Annotated in this window: 20 protein-coding genes and 1 tRNA gene; 16 read left to right on the top strand and 5 right to left on the bottom strand. The window is 65.7% G+C overall.

Annotated features, from left to right (window positions below):
* Positions 1–150 precede the first annotated feature (150 nt).
* Entirely contained in the window at positions 151–1,311 is a 1,161-nt protein-coding gene (locus HDC29_RS17455) for an acyltransferase (protein WP_179499556.1), read from the top strand.
* A 45-nt stretch (positions 1,312–1,356) separates the two neighbouring features.
* Positions 1,357–1,638, top strand: a complete 282-nt coding sequence (locus tag HDC29_RS17450; protein ID WP_179499555.1) for a hypothetical protein — start codon at positions 1,357–1,359, stop codon at positions 1,636–1,638.
* On the opposite strand, the gene HDC29_RS17445 is transcribed toward HDC29_RS17450, so the two are convergent.
* Genes HDC29_RS17445 through HDC29_RS17435 form a run of 3 tightly spaced genes read right to left on the bottom strand, consistent with a single transcriptional unit; the run spans position 1,635 to position 5,224 of the window.
* Positions 1,635–2,825 carry a glycosyltransferase family 4 protein gene (locus HDC29_RS17445; protein ID WP_179499554.1) on the bottom strand — a complete coding sequence of 397 codons (1,191 nt, stop codon included), beginning with the start codon at positions 2,823–2,825 and terminating at the stop codon, positions 1,635–1,637. The genes HDC29_RS17450 and HDC29_RS17445 overlap by 4 nt on opposite strands.
* A gap of 36 nt (positions 2,826–2,861) precedes the next feature.
* A complete protein-coding gene (locus HDC29_RS17440) occupies positions 2,862–3,875 on the bottom strand; it encodes an NAD-dependent epimerase/dehydratase family protein (protein WP_179499553.1) in 1,014 nt (337 codons plus the stop codon).
* Positions 3,872–5,224 (bottom strand): UDP-glucose/GDP-mannose dehydrogenase family protein, encoded by a 1,353-nt coding sequence (locus HDC29_RS17435; RefSeq protein ID WP_179499552.1) that lies wholly within the window; start codon positions 5,222–5,224, stop codon positions 3,872–3,874. The genes HDC29_RS17440 and HDC29_RS17435 overlap by 4 nt, the downstream gene beginning before the upstream one ends.
* A gap of 312 nt (positions 5,225–5,536) precedes the next feature.
* Between HDC29_RS17435 and HDC29_RS17430 the strand changes: the two genes are divergently transcribed.
* From HDC29_RS17430 to HDC29_RS17410, 5 genes are all read left to right on the top strand, one after another.
* Positions 5,537–6,805: an aldehyde dehydrogenase family protein gene (locus HDC29_RS17430; RefSeq protein WP_179499551.1), complete on the top strand. Its 1,269-nt coding sequence runs from the start codon at positions 5,537–5,539 to the stop codon at positions 6,803–6,805.
* Positions 6,806–6,882: 77 nt separating this feature from the next.
* On the top strand, positions 6,883–7,812 hold the full coding sequence (locus tag HDC29_RS17425; protein WP_179499550.1) for a hypothetical protein: 930 nt from the start codon (positions 6,883–6,885) through the stop codon (positions 7,810–7,812).
* Between the two features lie 154 nt (positions 7,813–7,966).
* Positions 7,967–8,824 carry a UTP--glucose-1-phosphate uridylyltransferase gene (locus tag HDC29_RS17420; protein ID WP_179499549.1) on the top strand — a complete coding sequence of 286 codons (858 nt, stop codon included), beginning with the start codon at positions 7,967–7,969 and terminating at the stop codon, positions 8,822–8,824.
* A 1-nt stretch (position 8,825) separates the two neighbouring features.
* Entirely contained in the window at positions 8,826–11,003 is a 2,178-nt protein-coding gene (locus tag HDC29_RS17415) for a polysaccharide biosynthesis tyrosine autokinase (RefSeq protein ID WP_179499548.1), read from the top strand.
* Between the two features lie 12 nt (positions 11,004–11,015).
* Positions 11,016–12,371, top strand: coding sequence for a hypothetical protein (locus HDC29_RS17410; RefSeq protein ID WP_179499547.1), 1,356 nt, complete (start codon positions 11,016–11,018; stop codon positions 12,369–12,371).
* Here HDC29_RS17410 and HDC29_RS17405 read toward each other — a convergent pair.
* Both HDC29_RS17405 and HDC29_RS17400 read right to left on the bottom strand, forming a co-directional pair.
* Positions 12,372–12,447, bottom strand: a tRNA-Thr gene (locus HDC29_RS17405).
* Between the two features lie 75 nt (positions 12,448–12,522).
* Positions 12,523–13,395: a hypothetical protein gene (locus tag HDC29_RS17400; protein WP_179499546.1), complete on the bottom strand. Its 873-nt coding sequence runs from the start codon at positions 13,393–13,395 to the stop codon at positions 12,523–12,525.
* 62 nt (positions 13,396–13,457) lie between these two features.
* Here HDC29_RS17400 and HDC29_RS17395 point away from each other — a divergent pair, with 62 nt between their 5' ends.
* The 9 genes from HDC29_RS17395 (at position 13,458) to HDC29_RS17355 (ending at position 20,131) form a co-directional block, all read left to right on the top strand.
* Positions 13,458–14,030, top strand: a complete 573-nt coding sequence (locus HDC29_RS17395; RefSeq protein ID WP_179499621.1) for a NifU family protein — start codon at positions 13,458–13,460, stop codon at positions 14,028–14,030.
* Between the two features lie 24 nt (positions 14,031–14,054).
* On the top strand, positions 14,055–14,648 hold the full coding sequence (locus tag HDC29_RS17390; protein WP_179499545.1) for a malonic semialdehyde reductase: 594 nt from the start codon (positions 14,055–14,057) through the stop codon (positions 14,646–14,648).
* Positions 14,649–14,666: 18 nt separating this feature from the next.
* Positions 14,667–15,287 carry a tRNA (adenosine(37)-N6)-threonylcarbamoyltransferase complex dimerization subunit type 1 TsaB gene (gene tsaB, locus HDC29_RS17385; protein WP_179499544.1) on the top strand — a complete coding sequence of 207 codons (621 nt, stop codon included), beginning with the start codon at positions 14,667–14,669 and terminating at the stop codon, positions 15,285–15,287.
* Positions 15,284–15,766, top strand: coding sequence for a GNAT family N-acetyltransferase (locus HDC29_RS17380; protein ID WP_257018355.1), 483 nt, complete (start codon positions 15,284–15,286; stop codon positions 15,764–15,766). The genes tsaB and HDC29_RS17380 overlap by 4 nt, the downstream gene beginning before the upstream one ends.
* 108 nt (positions 15,767–15,874) lie before the next feature.
* Positions 15,875–16,309 carry a MucR family transcriptional regulator gene (locus HDC29_RS17375; protein WP_179499543.1) on the top strand — a complete coding sequence of 145 codons (435 nt, stop codon included), beginning with the start codon at positions 15,875–15,877 and terminating at the stop codon, positions 16,307–16,309.
* A 135-nt stretch (positions 16,310–16,444) separates the two neighbouring features.
* On the top strand, positions 16,445–16,870 hold the full coding sequence (locus tag HDC29_RS17370; protein WP_037555319.1) for a Fur family transcriptional regulator: 426 nt from the start codon (positions 16,445–16,447) through the stop codon (positions 16,868–16,870).
* Entirely contained in the window at positions 16,839–17,636 is a 798-nt protein-coding gene (locus HDC29_RS17365; RefSeq protein WP_218844706.1) for a 1-acyl-sn-glycerol-3-phosphate acyltransferase, read from the top strand. Before HDC29_RS17370 ends, HDC29_RS17365 begins: the two co-directional genes overlap by 32 nt.
* A gap of 7 nt (positions 17,637–17,643) precedes the next feature.
* Positions 17,644–18,993: a tRNA (N6-isopentenyl adenosine(37)-C2)-methylthiotransferase MiaB gene (gene miaB / locus HDC29_RS17360; protein WP_179499542.1), complete on the top strand. Its 1,350-nt coding sequence runs from the start codon at positions 17,644–17,646 to the stop codon at positions 18,991–18,993.
* Positions 18,994–19,123: 130 nt separating this feature from the next.
* Positions 19,124–20,131, top strand: coding sequence for a PhoH family protein (locus tag HDC29_RS17355; protein WP_179499541.1), 1,008 nt, complete (start codon positions 19,124–19,126; stop codon positions 20,129–20,131).
* Positions 20,132–20,196 lie beyond the last annotated feature (65 nt).

Genomic DNA, 20,196 nt, shown 5'->3' with positions numbered 1-20,196 from the left:
CGGAAGAACCCTTACCACGCCGATTTGTTGCAGTGCACACAGGCGCGCCCGCTTCATCGCCCGCGGGAGGCAACTGGCCGATTCGAGCGGGTTTTGCGGGTCGATATGTCTATCATCGGCACCATCGATGAACGTTCGCGGAGATATGTAATGGACATTCGGCGGGTCGAGTGTCTGGACGGCTTGCGCGGCGTTGCGGCGCTGTGGGTGCTGCTCGGTCACATGATGATCCTCACCGGTTTCCGGTTGCCGCTGATGAGCAAGCCCGACCTTGGCGTCGATCTGTTCATCCTGCTCTCGGGCTTCCTGATGATGTTCCAGTACCGGCTGCGCGCGGGGCGCGAGGACTGGACGGCGCCCGCCACATGGGGCGCTTTCTGGACGCGGCGCTTTTTCCGGCTGGCGCCGCTTTTCTATGTGACACTCGCCGCCGCGCTGATCGCCGGACCGGCAATCTATGCCGACAGGGTGGCGATCGACGGCTTCCTCGGCCAGTCGCTGCAACCGTCCGAACGCTATCTCGACGGAAGCCTCGCCAATATCGTCCTGCATCTGACCTTCCTGTTCGGCTTTTTGCCCGATTACGCTTTCCGTACGCCGCTGCCCGACTGGAGCCTCGGGCTCGAGATGCAATTCTACCTGCTCTTTCCCTTCCTCGTGCTGCTCGGGCGGCGGTTCGGCTGGTTGACGTCGGCCTCTATCGCGGCGGGCGGCGGGGTGGTCGTCGCGCTGCTCGCCGCCGCGGCGGGCCTCGACTATCCGATGCCATCCTTCCTGCCGTTGAAGCTCCAGCTCTTTTTGAGCGGCATGCTGCTTGCCGCCGGTGCGGACGAGAGCCGCCCGCGGCTCTGGCTGCGCCTCGGTGCCGCGATGCTGCTCGCCGCGATCCCGATCGGGGGCGACCAGGACCTGCTCCATTTCGCGGTCCGCGAGTTGCTGGTGTTCGGTTTCTTTGCGCTGGTCCATTTGCGCTCGCTCGGGTTGATCGACTGGATTTCGCGGCTCCTCGGCAGCCGGCCCTTCCATTGGCTGGGCGAGCTTTCCTATGGCGCCTACCTGATCCACCTGTTGATACTTCAGCCCGTTGCGGCCGCGGTGATCGGGCAATTCGGCACCGGTCTGGGAGCGATCGGCCGTTTTGCGTTGACCGGTGCGATCGTTATCCCGGCAACCTATGTCCTTGCCTTTGTGACCTACAGGTTGGTCGAGCTGCCCGGCCAGCGGCTCGGCAAGGCGGTCATCAAGCGGGCTGTCGGACGCGGCACGCCCCGCGCGCACCAGACCGTTCCCGAAAAGATCGCCGCGCCGTGAACGCTCGATCTGCCGCGCCATCCAGATACCGATGGAGATGATCCGATGGACCGACGAACCTTGCTGACGTCGATTGCCGGCGCGGCAACCGCGAGTGCCTGCACCCGGCGCGACGATGCCGACGCCGGGGACAATCATGCAGGCCGCCCGACGCTGGCGATCGATTCGGAGGCGCCGGGCCGCTGGCGCATCCGCAGCTGGCAATGGCGCGCGAACGCGTGGCGGCCGCAGATCGCCCGGGCACGGCTGACCAACGGGAAAATCCAAATCAGCGGCGCGATCGACGCGGCGGACCGGGCGGCGGTGATCGCCCGGCTGCGCGCCTAGGTCCTCACCGTTCCGGGTGTGGCGGAGGGGCGCCGGACCGGGCGGCGCGGTGCAAGCGCCGTGCGATAGACTTCGAGCGTTTCGGCCGCGGCGCGGTCCCAGCTGAAGCGCCCGCGAACGGCGTCGCGATCGACCTGGAAGTCGGCGCCGTCGGCGTTCAGGCGCGCGGTGAGTTCCCCGACGTCTCCGACCCGGAAATAATTTACGGGATCGAGCCCGATGTCGAGATTGGCCGGGATGTCGCTGAGCAGCATCCGCGCGCCGCAGCTCGCCGCCTCCAGCGCCGCGATCGGCAACCCCTCATGATAGGATGGCATGACGAACAGCGCGCAATGTTCGTAGAGGCATTTGAGCGTCGCGCGCGATTGGACGCCAGCAAAAATCACTCGGTCGCTGGCGCGCGCGAGAAGCTCGCGGGCATATTCGCTTTCATGGTCGGCCGAGCCGGCGATCACCAGCTTGGCAGTGCTGTCCGACCGTTCATGGGCGTCGATCAGGTCGTGCAGGCCCTTTTCGGGGACGAGGCGGGCAACGGCGAGGAGGAAATCATCGCCCGCGAGCCCCAGCCGTTCGAGGATGAGCGCGGGGTCGGCATCGTCCGGCAGGTCGGACGTGCCGTTCGGGATATAGGAAATCGCCGTCGCCCGCTTCGGAAAGTTGTGGCGCAGCTGTTCGGCGAGCGACGGTGAGACGGCGATGACGCGGTCCGCGAAAGTGAGCGCAAGCCACTCACCGGCACGCAGCGCGCTGCGCGCGAGAAGGCCCCATTTGGCGCGATGATAGTCGGTGCCGTGGTGCGTCACGACGACCTTGAGGCCGAGCAGCCGCGCGACTGGTGCGAGCAGCCCGGGGCCGATGGCGTGGATGTGGATTAGTCGGGCGCCGCGCTTGCGGGCGGACAGGACCGAAAGGAAGGTCGATACGACCGCCTCGAAATGCTGCGAGCGCGGGCAGGGGATGCCGACAATCTCGACTCCGCGATGCTCGCCCTGCCGTTCGGGCAGATAGGGCGCACGGCCCAGAACCACCGAGCGGTGGTCGGGCCACAGCGTCTTGATCCGCGGCAGCAGCTCCTCGCAATGACTTTCGATCCCGCCCATGACGTGCGGGAAGCCGCGGAGGCCCGTTACACAGATGACGGGCGATCGCGCAGGATCGCCAGATGGCACATTCGTCCGTTGCAGCATAATAAACTCCAATCGCGCCCAGCCGGATTATCCGGCTCAGGCCACCGCTGCCATCGGCCCTCTTCCACCATTTTCTATTTCATTGAGATACCAGTCGACGAACCGCTCGATCCCGCGTGCGAGCGGCACTTTCGGGCTGTATCCGGTAAGCGCGTTGATCGCCGAGATATCGGCATAGGTCGATGTCACGTCGCCCGGCTGCATCGGCCGCATCAACTTGACCGCCGGCCGGCCGAGCGCGCGCTCGAGCATGGATATCATGTCCATCAGCCCGACGGGATTGCAGTCGCCGATGTTGAGCAACCGATGTTCGCCGGCGGCCGGCGCCTTGTCGAGCACCCCCACGACGCCGTCGACGATATCGTCGATATAGGTGAAATCGCGCGCCATCCGGCCCTCGCCGAACACTTCGATCGGCTGGCCGAGCAAAATCTTCTGCGCGAAACCATAATAGGCCATGTCGGGCCGGCCCCATGGACCATAGACGGTGAAGAAGCGCAGCCCGCTGAGCGGCAGGCGATAGAGCGTCGCATAGCTCTGGCTCATGAGTTCGCAGCTACGCTTGGTCGCGGCGTAAAGCGAAACCGGTGCGGTGCAGGGTTCGTCCTCGCGAAAGCCGGTGCCGCCGATCGGACGGTCGCCATAGACCGAACTCGACGAGGCATAGACGAGATGCTCGATATGACCCGCATGGCGTGCTGCCTCGAGCACCGCGAGGTGCCCTTTGAGGTTGCTGTGCTCATAAGCGAACGGGTTTTCGAGGCTGTAGCGCACGCCTGCCTGCGCGGCGAGATGGACGATCCGGCGAATGCCGTTTGCCTCCACCAGCTCGCTGACCAGTCCGGGGCTGGCGATGTCGCCGTCGATCAGCCGGAAGCCCACATTGTCGGCCAGCCGCGCGGTGCGCGCTTTCTTCAGCGCGACGTCATAATAGTCGGTGAAGCTGTCGAGGCCGATCACACGTTCGCCGCGTGCGAGGAGCCGCTCGGACACCGCATGGCCGATGAAGCCCGCGGCGCCCGTTACCAATATGGGGCTGTCGTCGGTCATGCCGCCCGCCTTTCGCTGGAGAGTCGGGTGTCGTCGTCGGTATCGCCCGGCCGGCCGATACCGACATAGCGCAGGCCCGCTTCTTCGGCCTGCGCGGGCCGATAGATGTTGCGCAGGTCGACGAGCAGCGGATCGGCCATCGCCGCCTTGAGGCGGGCGAGGTCGAGTGCGCGGAAGGCGTCCCATTCGGTCACGATCACCGTTGCCGCCGCACCGTCGGCGGCGTCATAGGCCGAGGACGCATAGTCGACGTCGTTCAGCACCGCCTTCGCCGCCTCCATACCCTCGGGGTCATAGGCGCGCACCCTTGCACCGGCATCCTGCAGCGCCTGGATGATCGCGATCGAGGGCGCGTCGCGCATATCGTCGGTGTTGGGCTTGAAGGTCAAACCGAGCACCGCCACGGTGCGGCCGCGGACCTGTCCCTCTATCGCTGCCAGAACCTTGCGGCCCATCGCGCGCTTGCGCTGCTCGTTCACCGCGACGGTCGCCTCGATCAACCGCAGCGGCGCGTCATGGTCCTGCGCCGTCTTCATCAGCGCGAGCGTGTCCTTGGGGAAGCAGGAGCCGCCATAGCCCGGCCCCGCGTTCAGGAATTTGGCGCCGATCCGGTTGTCGAGACCGATGCCGCGCGCGACCTCCTGCACATCGGCTCCGACCTGTTCGCACAGGTCCGCCATTTCGTTGATGTAGGTGATCTTCATCGCCAGAAAGGCGTTCGCGGCATATTTGATCAGTTCGCTGGTGCGCCGCCGGGTGAAGACGATTGGCGCCTTGTTCAGCGACAGCGGGCGATAGACCTCTTCCATCGGCGCGCGCGCGCGATCGTCCTCGATGCCGATGACGACGCGATCGGGCCGTTTGAAATCCTCGATCGCGGCGCCTTCGCGCAGGAATTCGGGGTTCGAGGCGACGGCGAATTCGGCCGCGGGATTGCACTCGCGGATGATCCGCTCGACCTCGTCGCCGGTGCCGACGGGCACGGTCGATTTGGTGACGACCACCGTGAAGCCATTGAGCGCCCCGGCGATCTCGCGCGCTGCGCCATGGACGAAGGAAAGATCGGCGTGGCCGTCGCCGCGGCGGCTGGGGGTGCCGACCGCGATGAACACAACGTCGGCGGCGCCGACTGCCTCCGAAAGCTCGGTGGCGAAGTCGAGATTGCCCGCCGCGACGTTGCGCGCGACCAGGCTGTCGAGCCCGGGCTCGTAAATGGGAATGCCGCCGGCGCGAAGGCGGGCGATCTTGTTCGCGTCCTTGTCGACGCAGGTCACATGATGGCCGAAATCGGCAAAACATGCGCCCGAAACGAGCCCGACATAGCCGGACCCGATCATTACGATACGCATTACGCGTTGCTCCCTATGTATATGAAGGCGACTTTGCTGCGCTTGCGAACAATCATCGCGGATACCCCTCGCTCGTCAACTTGCCAGCTTTGAAAAGAGGCAATTTGGAGGCGAAGCGAATGTCCCCGCGATTTCGATTCAAAATGGGGCAGGATCGCAAAAGACTCCCGGATTTGAGGCAGATAATTCGCGACTTTGCGCAAACGAAGAACTGGCGATTTGGATGCCATGCGACGAAACGCTTCGACTTGAACTTGCCACGCGTCGGCGCTGGTCTAGAAGCTGGACAGGATAAGCTGTGGGGAGGGCAGGATGCTGGAAGCGCAACGCGCGGCATTTTTCGCCGACCTGCCGGTGTCGCTGGCGGTTCGCCGCGACCGGTTGGGGCGGGCGATGCTGATGATCGAGGAAAATGCCGACGCGCTGTGCGCTGCGCTGGCTGCCGACCAGGCGAATCAGGATGCGGCTTCGGCGAAGCGCACCGAAGTGGCGCCTGCGCTTGCGGCGCTGCATACCGCTATGGATGGCGTCGGGCGCTGGATGCGCCCCGCTGGCGATCGCGGTCTGCTCGCAAGGCTGGGTGGAGGCGGCGACTATGTGGAATATCTGCCCGTCGGAGTGATCGGAATATCGGCGCCGGCCGCGCTGCCGCTACTCCATGCGGCGGGCATCCTCGCGAGCGCGCTCGCCGCAGGCAACCGCGTGATGCTGAAATTCGACGACGCGTCGCCGCAACTGAACGAATTGGTCGGCCGGCTCGCGCCCCGCTTTTTCGACCCGCTCGAATTGGTCATCGTATCGGCCGGCGCCTTTGCCGACCTCGCCTTCGATCTGCTGGTGACGAGCAAAGAGCAGGGCGACGGCGTGACATTCGCCCGCTCGGGCAAGTCGCCCGCGATCTTCGGGCGGTCGGCCGACTTCGCCAAGGCGGCGGGCAAGGTGATTGCCCACAAACGGGTCAGGAGCGGGCGCGTGCCGCTGGCCCCCGACTATCTGCTCGTGCCTGAGGAACAGGAAGAGGCGGCCGCCGGCTGGCTGTGGCGCGCGGCGATGCAGCCGGGCGGCAAGGAAGGCGCGCTGGTGGATGCGGAACAGGGACGCGTGGCGCGGCTACTGGACGACGCGCGCGCGCGTGGCGGCGAGGTGATGACGGCGGAACCGCGGGGTGGAGGCTTGACGCTCCACATCGTCCGTCACGCCAGCGATGACATGCTGGTGATGCAGGAAGATGTCGAGGGACCGATCCTGCCGCTGCGCAACTATGCGCGGATCGAGGATGCGATCGCCGCGATCCACCGCCGCGCGCCGCCGCATGCCATCTATTATTTCGGGCGCGACGCCGCCGAGCGCCGCCATGTGGTCGACCGCACGCTGTCTTCGGCGATCGCGATCGACGGGCGGGCACTGTTGGCGGCGAAGGCGGACGCCGGCATGACGATCAATATCGGGCCCGGCGAGGCGGGTTTTCGACGGTTCAGCCGGGCCCGGCACGTCTGCCGTCCGTCTTTCCTTGGCCTTGCTTACCGGTTCGCAGCGAAGGACAGCGGCGAACTCGCCGGGGCGGCGCCCGCGCTGCGCTGACCCCGGCCACGCCACGCCACGCCGCATCGCGGTCGCCTTCCCCGGCGCCGCCAAATTATCCTTTGGACATGGTAGACATGTCCTCCCGCCGCGCCGCGAGCGCGGTTCAGATCGCCGCAGGCGGCGAACCCGTCTATGTCGTGCGCTCGGGCGCCGTCTATCGCGACATAAATGCTCGCGATGTCGGCAATGGTCTATTCGTGATTCGCGAACCTGTCCGCGACGTGCGGATTTCGGACGTCAGGGTGGCGAGCGGTTATCGCGTGATCGAAAATACCGCGACGCCCGATCTGGCGGCGGCGGGTTGCGCCGGACTGCATGTGCGCGGAGCGCGGGCAAGCGATCTCGAGCGCAGTTTCGCCCGCATCCGCTATGACAGCCATCACGGGGTGATCGAGGATGTGAATGCCAGCGGCACGCTGGCCACGGGTGCGACAGATCTTCCCGTGGGGATCGGATTCGCCGACACCGCGCACGATTTCCGGATCGAACGTTGTGTCATGCGGGGGTTCCAATGGAAACGCCGCAACACGCAATATTGGAACGGCGATGGCTTTTCGACCGAGCGCGGCAATGCGCGTTTCCTGTTCCGCCAGTGCGCCGCCTGGGACAATAGCGACGGCGGGTTCGACCTGAAATCGACCGAGACATTGCTCGACGATTGCACCAGCGGTCGCAACGCGCGCAACTTCCGGCTATGGTCGAGCATCCGCGCGACGCGGCTCGTCAGCCTCGACCCCATCAAGATCGGCGGGATCGGCGATACCAACCATTTTTCGATCATGGCGTCGAAAGGCGCGAGCGAGCCGCTGGTGATCACTATCGAGCATCTGACGGTGAAGAGTGACCGCGGCTGGCCGATCTTCGACGTTCATAACGGACCCGCCAAGATCATCATTGGCTCGCACGATATCCAGGTGCCAAAGGGAACGCCGCTCGTGCGCTCGCGGGGCGGGGGTTCGGTGCCAGGCGGTGTGTCCTTCAAGGGCGACCCGCCCAAGCTTTGAGCCCCGGCGCAGTTTGGACACGCTTCGACGCCGGGCTCTTGCTGCAATGCAGCGTAAAGGCGCACATCGCGTCCCGTCAGCACGTGGCGATCGTGTCTGCGAATCCGAAAGCTGGTTTTGGGGGGGAACCCAGTGACCAGAAAAGGGTGGAAAGATGCGAAAGATACGCAAGGCCGTGTTCCCCATCGGCGGCCTTGGAACCCGGTTCCTTCCGGCGACCAAATCCATGCCGAAAGAGATGCTGCCGGTCGTCGACCGACCGCTGATCCAATATGCCGTCGACGAGGCGCGCGAGGCGGGCATCGAACAATTCATCTTCGTGACCAGTCGCGGCAAGAGCCTGATCGAGGACCATTTCGACCATGCCTTCGAGCTCGAAGAGGCGATGGCGCGGCGCGGCAAGTCGCTCTCGGCGCTCGACGGCACCCGCCCGTCGCCGGGCGATATCACCATCGTGCGGCAGCAGGAGCCGCTGGGGCTCGGCCATGCCGTATGGTGCGCCCGCCGCCTCGTCGGTGACGAGCCGTTCGCGGTGTTGCTCCCCGACGACCTGATGGTCGGCGAGTCCGGCTGCCTCAAGCAGATGGTCGAGGCGTATAACGACCTCGGCGGCAATCTGCTCTGCACGGAGGAGGTGCCGGCCGATCAGACGAACAAATATGGCATCGTCACTCCGGGCGCTCAGGCCGGACCGATCACCGAGGTGAAGGGACTGGTCGAAAAGCCGGCGCCGGAGGTCGCGCCGTCGCGGCTCGCGATCATCGGCCGCTATATCCTCCAGCCCGAGGTGATGGACGTGCTTGGCAGCCAGGAAGAAGGCACGGGCGGCGAGATCCAGCTCACCGACGCGCTGGCGCGGATGATCGGCCAGCAGCCCTTCCACGGTGTCACCTTCGCGGGGCAACGCTATGACTGCGGCGACAAGAGCGGTTTCGTGACCGCGACGCTCGCACTCGCGCTTGGCCGCCCCGATATTGCGCCCGCGGTGCGGGCTTTCCTGGCTGCGGCGTGATATGGATGCACTTTCAAGGCGTGTACCGCTCCGCAGGGAAGCGGACCCGCAGGTCGATCGCGGCGCGCTGATCGACCTGCGCCACGTCGGCGCGATATTGCGCCGGCGATGGATGGTGCTGTGCGCGGCGATGATCGCGGCGATCGTCGTCGCCGCGGCCGCCTATCTCGTTGCCGAGCCCCGCTATCTCGCGACCGCGCAGGTCGCGCTCGAACGGACGGCCGAGCGCGTGATCAACGTCGATTCGGTCATCCCGACCGCCGACCCCGATTCGGCGGCGGTCGATACCGAAGTGCAGGCGCTGCGCTCGCCGGAACTGATCGGGCGGGTGGTCGACCGGTTGCGGCTTGCCCGCGATCCCGCTTTCAACGAGGCGGCAACACAGGGTCCGCCTGCGACGCAGCCCGACCTGATCGGTCGCCAGCGCGCGATCGGCACGCTGCTCGGCGGCCTGACGGTGAAGCGCGACGGGCTCTCCTATGCGATCAGCGTGTCGTTCGAGGGCAATACCCCGGTCCGGGCGGCGCAGATAGCCAATGCGCTGGTCGATAATTATGTCTCAGGCCAGGCGGGTTCGAAGGCGGAGGCGACCCAGCGCGCGCGCGGATTCCTCGAAGAGCGGCTTCAGGACCTGCGCGCGCAGGTTCTCGGCGCCGAACGCGCGGTCGCGGACTATCGTGCCGCGAATAATCTTTTCACCGTGTCCGAAGCCAGCACGGTAACCCAGCAGGAACTGTCGGGCCTTTCGACGCAGCTCGCGCAGGCCAAGGCGGAAAATGCTGCGGCGCAGGCGCGGCTTTCGGCGGCCCGCACGCAATTGCGCGGCGGGCGGAGCGGCGAGGAACTCGGCGATTCGCTCGACTCTCCCGTGGTCAGCCAGCTCCGGGCCCAGCGCGCCGAGGCGGCGCGCGAGGTTGCGGCGCTCGAAAAACGCTATGGTCCGCGTCATCCCGCGCTCGTCCAGGCGCAAAACCAGCTCCGCACCGCCGATCAGCATATCGCGGCCGAAGTGCAGCGCATCGTCGCCAACGCGTCGATCCAGGCGAGTATCGCCAATCAGCGCGCGGCGTCGCTCGCCGGTTCGGTCGCGCAGACGCAGGGGAAGCTCGCGAGCGACAATGAAGCGTCGGTGCGACTGGGCGAGCTCGAACGAAACGCCGAATCGGCGCGGACGCTCTATCAGGCGTTCCTCGACCGCTATCGCCAGACGGTCGCGCAATCGGGGTTGGAGCAAAGCGATTCCTACATCGTCAGCCGCGCGCGCGTTCCGGGCGCGCCAAGCTCGCCGAACATGTTGATCTATGCCGCGATGGCGGTGGTCGGCGGGCTCGGCATCGGCGTGCTCCTTGTAGTGCTGCTGCAATTGCTCGAGCGCGGGCTAGAGACGAGCGACGCGATCGAGGAAACGCTGGGGCTGGCGACGCTCGCCTCGATCCCCGACGCGCGGACGCTTCCCGGTTATCGCAAGTCGGGCCTGCCGGCCCCGCCAGCGGAACTGCTGCTCAAGCGGCCGCAATCGACCTACGCCGAAGCGTTCCGGACCTTGCGCACCTCGATCCAGTTCGCCGAGGCGCCAAAGGCGGTGCGCGTCGTCGCGATCACCTCGGCGGTGCCGGGCGAAGGCAAGACGACCACCGCGATGGGCTTGGCCCGCGCAATGGCCGCGGCGGGCGGCAAGGTACTGCTGATCGATGCCGACGCCCGCCGGCGCGCATCGAGCCGGCAGTTCGCCGAGGGCGTATCGCTCGGCCTCGACGAGGTGCTGGCGGGCGAGGCGACGTTGGAGCAGGCGATCGTCAAGGACAGCCTGTCGGACGCCTGCATTCTTCCGCAGCGGCTCGATTCGAAAGGCATCGGCTTGACGGAGAGTCCGCGACTGGCCGAGCTGATCGAGCAGGTGCGCGAACGCTATGATCTTGTGATCCTCGATACGCCGCCGGTCCTGCCGGTCGACGAGGCGCGCGTGATCGCCAGCATGGCCGACGGCGTGGTATTCCTCGTGCGCTGGCGCCGGACGCCGTCGAAGGCGGCGTCGGTGGCGCTGCGGCGGCTGTACGACGTCCATGCCGAAATATTGGGCGCGGTACTCACGCTGGTCGACGTTCACGAGCAGGAGCGCGCCGGTTATGAAGATGGCGGGACCTTCCTCAAGGCGTACCGCCCCTATTATGCCGACTGACCGGGCGGGGCCGTGACCACGCCGGCGCTGCCTTATGGCCCGGCCTTCGGGCTTGGCATATTGGTGCCCGTCACGCTGTTGCTGCTCGTCCCGCTCGTCATCGCGGCGCGGCGGGCGGGCAGCATGGCGGGCGCGTTCGTGGTGGTGGCGCTCTGGCTTCGCTACGCTGCGGGCGCCTATCATCTTTATATGTTCCAGCCGTTCGCAGGCGGGCTTTCGGGCAATGCCCTGCTCTCGATCGCGGTGACCGGCTTCGGGCTGCTCTTTGTCGTCCGGCCCGCCAATCTGGGGCTCAAATGGCTGTTGCCCGTTTATGTCCTCGTCGTGCTCGCGCTGGTCAGCGCCAGCCTGAACGGCGATGCCGCGGGCGGCATCAATGTTGCGGTGAAATATGCCTATATGATCGTGATCATGGTCGCCGCGTTTCAAGCGCTGCGCCAGGATGCCGAGGCGCGTTTCCTGAACTGGGCGATGGTTTCGTTCCTGCCGCTGCTCGTCTTTCAGGCGCTGTCGCTGGCATTCAATATGCCAAAGGGCGCGGAGGACGGCGACGGGCTGGTCTGGATCGGCGGCTATAATCACGAGGCGGCCTTCTCGGTCGCGCTCTTGACGGGGTTCATGGTCGGCGGATTCGCGCGGTCGGCGCCGCGCGCGGTACGTATCGCCTTTCTGTCCGCGACGTTCATCGCTATCCTGCTCGCGGGCTATCGCACCACGATCCTTGCGCTCGCGCCGCTCGCTCTTGCGGTTTTCCTGAGCGGACTGACGATGAGCGTGCGGCGCGACCAGCGCGGGGCGATGGCGGCCACAGCGGCGGTCGCAGGCGTGCTGCTATTTTCGGTCGCGGCGCTGTCTTACGGTGAGAGTTTCGCCGATCTCGCCGCCTTCCTCGCGGACCCGTCGGCGCTGATCAAGCCGCCGCGCGACTTCGACCTTCTCGAGCGCCAGGTGATGTCGGGCCGGCCGCTGATCTGGAGCAGCTATATCTACGCCTGGGCCGATGGCACGCCGCTCCAGCATCTGTTCGGCATGGGGCCGGAAAGCTGGGAGGGCGTGTTCAAGGTCTATCCGCACAATACGCTGGTGGCGACGCTCTACGAACTCGGCTGGTTCGGCGTGGCGGCGATGATCGCGCTGTGGACGGTGATGTTCGCGGCGGCGGCGGCGGCGCGCGGCGACCGCTTCCTGCTGATCGCTGCGCATTTCGCCTTCTTCCTGCTCAACATGGCGACGATGCCCTTCTGGCAGGTCGAGGGGCTGGCGCTCTATGGCTTGCTTTGCGGTTATACCGTCTATGCCGCGCGCGCGGCCTCTCAGCGCCCGCTTTCCTATGGGTTTCCTGAAAGCCGCTGGAGTCCAACGCAGTAATGGTGCCGGCTACAGGATTCGAACCCGTGGCCCCCTGATTACAAATCAGGTGCTCTACCAACTGAGCTAAGCCGGCGCTCGCGTTCCCCTAAGCATTTTTCGACCCGATGGAAACAGCGGACATTCGGTAAAATGCGGCACAGCGGAATCGTCAGACGATGCCGAAAGTCCAGCCTTCGGTTTTGGCGAGAGCTTCGGTCAGCGGCTGGGGTGACCAAGGGGCGGCATCGCTTGCGATCGCCCGCAGCCAAGCGGCGGTCAGCAGCGCGTCGCTCGCATGATCGCTCACCGGCCCGCGAAAGCCTGCCGGCGGCGACCCCAGCGCCGTTAGCGCGGTATCGAGCGTCGCGCCGTCGCGAATCTTGCTGCGTCCGGGTGGCAGGCCGGCTGCGCGCGCGGCAAGGCTCGTGTAGATTTCGACGAGCAGCGGGCCGCAGGCGGGAACCGGATCGAGCGGCCACAACGGTATTCGGCCCGACAACCGGTGCAGCAGGCGCATGCCGGCGAGGCTCGCCTTGCCGACCTGAGCCGCGCCGACGAGATTGAAATTGCTCACGCTCGCGGCCTGCTTCGTCGCGCGTTGATATTGCTCGACGATCCGCAGGCGGCCCGCGCCGGGAAGGAAGAGATCGCCGACATCGTCCCGGCCGTGGCGAAAGTGGCGCCGCGCGTCGGGGTGCGCGAGGAACGCGCCGGCTTCATAGTGCGGATCGCCTTGCGCGAGACGCTCGACGAGCGCCCAAAGCGCCGGGATGTCGGCCGGACTATCGGTCCACTCGGGGAAATATGCCTCCCGATCGGCAAAGGCGAAGGCGGCCGAGAAATCGAAGCCGATCAGCATATCTTCGCCCGCGTCCGCGACGCCTTCAAGCCAGGCGAGTACTTCGGCGCGCGACCATATATGGCCCGGCCGTACGAGCGCTGGCGCCGCCGCGGCGCTCGCGAGCGCGAGCGCGATCCCGCGCTGGCGCTCGCCGCGGGCGCCCGACCAGTCGAGGGCGGCAAAGTGGGTGAAGCGGCGCATCGCTGGGGTTTAGCGCCGCAGAGCGCCTTGCACAAAGGGCGCCGGAGCCCCACATGCGCCCCATGCTGATTGAAACCGAATCGACGCCCAATCCCGCGACGCTCAAATTCATGCCCGGCCGGGCGGTGATGGAGGCGGGAACACGCGACTTTGCCAGCCCCGAAGAGGCGGAAACTTCGCCGCTCGCGAGCGCGCTTTTCTCGCTCGGCGATGTGACCGGCGTGTTCTTTGGTCGTGATTTCGTGTCGGTGACGATCGCCCCCGGTGCCGAATGGGCCGATGTGAAGCCCGACATACTCGGCATCGTGATGGATCATTTCCTCGCCGAAGTGCCGCTGTTCAACGCCGCCAGCGCGGGCTTTTCGGTGCCGGCGGAGGATGAAGGGTTCGCCGACGATCCCGCCGATGCCGACATCATCGACCAGATCAAGGAACTCATTGAAACGCGCGTCCGCCCTGCGGTCGCCAACGACGGCGGCGATATCGTCTATCGCGGTTTCGACAAGGGCAATGTGTATCTGAAGATGCAGGGCGCCTGCGCGGGCTGCCCGTCCTCGACCGCGACGCTGAAGAATGGCATCGAGTCCCTCTTGAAACATTATGTGCCTGAGGTAACGGCAGTTCACGCCGTCTGACCAAATCATTTCAGGAGATGCCCTATGAGCGAGCCGCTTTCCGACAGCGCCCTCGACCAGCTGTTTCGCACCGCGCGTACCTATAACGGCTATCTCGACAAGCCCGTTTCCGAAGCGCAGCTCTACGCGATCTGGGACTTGATGAAGTTCGGCCCGACCAGCGCGAACGGCCTGCCGGCGCGGATCGTCTGGTGCGTGTCGGACGAAGCGAAGCAAAAGCTCGCGGCGCTCGCCATTCCGGGGAATGAAGAAAAGATCCTCGCGGCGCCGGTCACGGCGATCATCGCGATGGACACCGAATTTTACGAGCATCTGCCAGAATTTTTCCCGCACACCGATGCGCGCAGCTGGTTTGCCGGTAACGAGGAGCATGCGAAAGTAACGGCTTTCCGCAATTCGAGCCTGCAAGGCGCCTATTTCATCCTCGCCGCGCGCGCCCTCGGGCTCGGCACCGGCCCGATGTCGGGCTTCAACAACGCCGCCGTCGACGAGGCCTTTTTCGCCGACCAGCCCAAGGTGAAGAGCAATTTCATCTCGACCCTCGGCTATGGCGATCCCGCGAGTATTTTCGAGCGCAGCCCGCGCCCCGACTTCGCGCGCTTCAACCGCATCGCCTGAACGGCCCGCGCCCCATCCATGCGCCACCTTGTCATCGATTCGGCGAGCGAAGCCTGCTCGGTGGCGCTGATCGAGGCGGGCGCAGTCGTCGATCATCGCCACGAAGTGATCGGGCGCGGCCACGCCGAGCGCCTCGTCCCGCTGGTCGCTGAACTCGCTGGCGGAGGCCGCGCCGAGGCGATCGCCGTCGGGTGCGGCCCAGGCAGCTTTGCCGGCGTGCGGATCGGCGTGGCAGCGGCGCGTGCGTTCGCGCTCGGATGGCAGGTGCCAGTGCATGGTTTTTCGACGCTCGCCCTCGTTGCCGCTGCTGCGGCGGACGAGATTGCCGCGGCGGACGGCGCGCTGGTGGTGATGGAAGGCGGCCACGGCCAATGGTTCGTTCAGCCTTTCACGGCCGACCTTGCGTCGCGCGCCGAGCTTCGATCGCTGCTCCCGGAGGAGGCCGTCCGGCTCGCAGACGCGCTGGTCGTCGGCAACCGCTCCGAAGCCTTCGTCGCAAAACGCGGCTCGGGACGCGCGCTGGCGGTGCTGCCCGACGCGCGCGCCTTCTCACGGTTGCCCGCGGGTGCAATGATCGACCGGCCGAGCCCGATTTACGGTCGTGCGCCCGACGCCAAGCCGATGGCGCCGCCGGCATGACGACCGCTATTCGTCTCGCCACCGCCCGCGTCGGCGATCTCGCCGCGGTGATGCGCGTGATGGATGCCGCGTTCGAGCCCGCCTATGGCGAGGCATGGACCGGCGCGCAGCTTTTGACCCTGTTCGCGCTGCCGTCGGCGCGCGTGTGCCTGGCCTGGGACGGGGACCATGCGTGCGGATTTTCCGCCGCAAGGATCGCCGGCCCGGAAAGCGAGCTCTTGTTGCTCGCGGTCGATCCGCAGTTTCGCGGTCGCGGGATCGGCCGATTATTGATCGACGACTGGCGTGCCTGGGCCGGCGAACAGGGCGCCGAAGACTATTTCCTTGAAATGCGGGCCGACAATGGCGCGATTCATCTTTATGAGCGCACAGGTTTTACGGAGTGCGGGCGGCGGCCTGCCTATTATCGCGGCCATGACGGCAAGCTTCGCGATGCAATTACAATGCGCCAGTCGGCGGGGACAAGCCAAACCGGCTGATCGGTGATTGCGGAATTACATCCAAAGTGGCACTAAACCGTGCGGCGAAAGAAAAAATCCAATATTCGCCGCTATGCTTCTGGGTAATCGAAAACAAGGAATAGTCTCATGTCCGATCAAGCCGACACCAATGAGATGCTCGTTACGCTGACCGCCGATATTGTCGCGGCGCATGTCAGCAACAACAGCGTCGCGATTTCAGATCTCTCCATTTTGATCAATAATGTCCACGCCGCGCTGTCGGGCCTCGGGGCCGAGCCGGTCGTCGAGGAAAAGCTGGTGCCGGCGGTCTCGATCCGCACTTCGGTCAAACCCGATTACATCGTCTGTCTGGAGGACGGCAAGAAGTTGAAGATGCTCCGCCGTCACCTGATGACGCATTACGGCATGACCCCCGACGACTATCGCGCCAAATGGGGCCTGCCTGCCGACTATCCGATGGTCGCGCCCAACTATGCCGAAAAGCGCCGCGCGCTGGCAAAGGAAATCGGCCTCGGCACCAAGGGCCGTGGCGGCGGGCGCAAGCGCAAGGCCAAGGCCTGATACTCGCGATAAATCGCTCCGCCCGGAGCAGGGAAGGGCGGCGCCCGTCGGGCGCCGCCCTTGTCCTATTCGCGGGGCGTCCCTATACAGTTTGCAACAAATACAGACGCGGCTGCATCTGCAGGAAAGGCAAGCATGTCCGGTAATATCGATCTCGAAGCCCTGTGCCACGAAAAGGGCCTGCGCATCACCGAACAGCGCCGCATCATCGCGCGCGTCATCTCGGATTCGGAGGATCATCCCGACGTCGAAACGCTGTATGAGCGCGCGTCGAAGATCGACAGCGGCATCTCGATCGCGACCGTTTACCGCACCGTCCGCCTGTTCGAAGAGGCGGGCATCCTCGACCGTCACGATTTCGGCGACGGACGCTCGCGCTACGAAGCCGCGCCCGAGGCGCATCACGACCATCTGATCGACGTCGAAACAGGCAATGTGATCGAATTCGTCGATCCCGAACTCGAAGCGTTGCAAAAGGTGATCGCCGAACGGCTGGGATTCCGCCTCGTCGACCACCGCATGGAGCTTTATGGTGTCGCCATCGATCGCAAGCGCGACTGATCGAACCTCGATCACCTGGCGGACGGTCGCCCGTCTCGCCCTGATGGTGCTGACGCTCCTTTTTCTGATCGTCCCGCATCTTCTCTACCGCGCGGTCGGCCGTCCGTCGCCGATGGTCATGGCCTTCCTCAATGCCGTCGGATGGATCGCGGGGCTGCGCATCCGCACGACGGGCACGCGGCTCCGGCGCGATGTGCTTTTCGTTTCCAACCATGTCAGCTGGCTCGACATTCTTGCGCTCGGCGGTGCCGCGCGCTCTGCCTTCGTTTCGAAGGCGGAAATCGGCTCCGCGCCGCTCGTCGGCTGGCTCGCCGACCAGAACCACACGGTCTATGTCCAGCGCGAGGCGCGGCGCGAGATTCACAATCAGGCGAACGACCTGCGCAATGCGCTCGCACGCGGGCGTCCCGTTACACTGTTCCCTGAAGGCACGACGGGGCCAGGCGACGGCCTGCTGCCCTTCCGTGCCTCCTTGTTCCAGGCGGTGATCCCGACGCCGCCGAAACTGCGCGTCCAGCCGGTATTGCTCGACTATGGCGATGAGGCGAACGATATCGCCTGGCTCGACCCTGAATCGGGGCTCGATAATTTCAAGCGGCTGCTCGCGCGCAAGCGCCCGGTTCATCTCACTATCCATTATCTCGATCCGCTGCCCGACATCGTCGAGAGCGATCGCAAGATATTGGCGGAGGCCGCTCGCGCGGCGATCACGGCGCGGATGGCCGAGGTCGCGCGCCCTTCCGCCGTGACCCTCCATCGCCTATAGCGCGCCGATGAAATCCGACTCATCCCAGAATTCCGGCAAAACCTTTCACGTCAAATCCTTCGGCTGCCAGATGAACGTCTATGACGGCGAGCGCATGGCCGAGATGCTGGGCGCGCAAGGCTATGTCCCGGCCGCCGACGGCGCCGACGCCGATCTTGTCGTGCTCAACACCTGCCACATCCGAGAGAAAGCGGCAGAGAAAGTCTATTCGGACATCGGCCGGCTGAAGCGCGAGGACGGGAGCACGCCGACGATCGCGGTCGCGGGCTGCGTCGCGCAGGCCGAGGGCGCCGAGATCGCGCGTCGCGCGCCGAGCGTCGATGTCGTCGTCGGCCCGCAGGCCTATCATCGCCTGCCCGAGTTGATCGCGCGTGCCGAAAAGGGCGAAAAGGCGATCGACCTCGACATGCCGCTCGAAAGCAAGTTCGGCGCGCTCCCCAAACGCGCCGGCGGCCAGCGCCCGACCGCCTTCCTGACCGTGCAGGAAGGTTGCGACAAATTCTGCACTTACTGCGTCGTGCCGTACACGCGCGGGGCCGAGATCAGCCGGCCCTTCGGCGACCTGATTGCCGAGGCGCGCGCGCTGGTGGCAGGCGGGGTACGCGAAATCACGCTGCTCGGCCAGAATGTCAACGCATGGGATGGCGAGGATGACCGGGGCCGGGCGATCGGCCTCGACGGCCTGATCCGCGAACTCGCGCGCGAAGACGGGCTCGAGCGCATCCGCTATACGACCAGCCATCCCAACGACATGACCGACGGGCTGATCGCGGCGCATGGCGAGGTCGACAAGCTGATGCCCTTCCTCCACCTGCCGGTGCAGGCGGGCAGCGACCGCATCCTCGCGGCGATGAACCGCAGCCACAGCGTGGAAAGCTACCTTCGCGTCATCGAGCGTGTTCGCGCGGCACGCCCCGACATCGCGATCTCGGGCGACTTCATCGTCGGCTTCCCCGGCGAGAGCGAGGAAGATTTTCAGGCCACGCTCGATATCGTCCGCGCGACGAACTACGCGATGGCGTACAGCTTCAAATATTCGCGCCGCCCCGGCACGCCCGCGGCGACGATGGACGGCCAGATTTCCGAAGCGACGATGAACGACCGTCTCCAGCGGCTGCAGGCCTTGCTCAACGAGCAGCAACAGGCATTCAACGCCGCGACGGTTGGCCGCACGACGCGCCTGCTCCTCGAACGCAAGGGCAAGCTCGAAGGCCAGCTCATAGGCAAGTCGCCGTGGCTCCAGTCGGTGCACGTCACTGCGCCGGGCCTCGCAATCGGCGACATGATCGACGTGCGGATTACCTCGGCCGGGCCGAACAGCCTCGGCGCCGAGCCGCTGATGGAAGCGATCGCCTAGTGCGGCTGGCGGAAACTGTCTCCGCGAAGACACACTCCGTCTGCTTCCGTCACATTCCGAACCTGCAGGTGATGGACTCCCGTCTTTGCGGGTTTACAGTCCGGTTCTCGATCGAAGGAGCCTTGCCCACGTGTCCAAACGCCCGCTGACCGCCTCCGCCCCCGCCGAACCCGGCGACCGCGTCCGATTGACGGCGGAATTCGAGCGAACGCAGCTTTTGGGCATCCTCTTCGGTGAGTTCGACCGCAATCTCGTCGCGATCGAAAACCGGCTTGGCGTCTATATCTCGGCGCGCGGCAATCGCGTGCAGATCGAGGGCGAGGCCGAAGCGGCGGCGCGCGCACGCGACGTGCTCACCGACCTTTATGACCGCATCGAAAAGGGGCAGGAGGTTGATGCCGGCATGGTCGACGGCGTAATCGCGATGTCGGCGCAGCCGACGCTCGACGGCATCATCCGCCACGATGCGAACGAAGCGCCGCCGGTGATGATCCGTACGCGCAAGAAGACGATCGTGCCCCGCGCGCCGTCACAGATTCCCTATATGCAGGCGCTTGCGCGCGAGGATGTGATTTTCGCGCTCGGCCCGGCGGGCACCGGCAAGACCTATCTCGCGGTGGCGCAGGCGGTGGCGCAGCTCATCACCGGCAGCGTTCAGCGCCTCATCCTCTCGCGCCCCGCGGTCGAGGCGGGCGAGAAACTCGGCTTCCTGCCCGGCGACATGAAGGAAAAGGTCGATCCCTATCTGCGACCGCTCTACGACGCGCTCCACGATTGCCTCCCGGCGGAGCAAGTCGAGCGCCGCATTGCGTCGGGGGAGATCGAAATCGCGCCGCTCGCCTTCATGCGCGGCCGCACGCTTGCGGACGCCTTCATCATCCTCGACGAGGCGCAGAACACGACGATCCCGCAGATGAAGATGTTCCTGACGCGCTTCGGCATGAACAGCCGCATGGTGATCTGCGGCGACCCCAAGCAGGTCGACCTGCCGATCCCCGCAACCTCGGGTCTTGCCGACGCGGTCGCGCGGCTCGAGGGGCTCGAGGGCATCAACGTCAGCCGCTTCACCAGCGCCGACGTGGTGCGCCACCCGATCGTCGGGCGGATTGTCGAGGCGTATGAAGGGCCGGGATCCTAGCCCTATCTGAAGCGTCATTGCGAACGCAGCGAAACCATTCAGGGCGAGGCAGCTGCTCTGGATTG

The organism is Sphingopyxis sp. JAI108 (assembly GCF_013410105.1).
Lineage (GTDB): Bacteria > Pseudomonadota > Alphaproteobacteria > Sphingomonadales > Sphingomonadaceae > Sphingopyxis > Sphingopyxis chilensis.
This window is presented reverse-complemented; position numbering and strand designations above follow the sequence as displayed.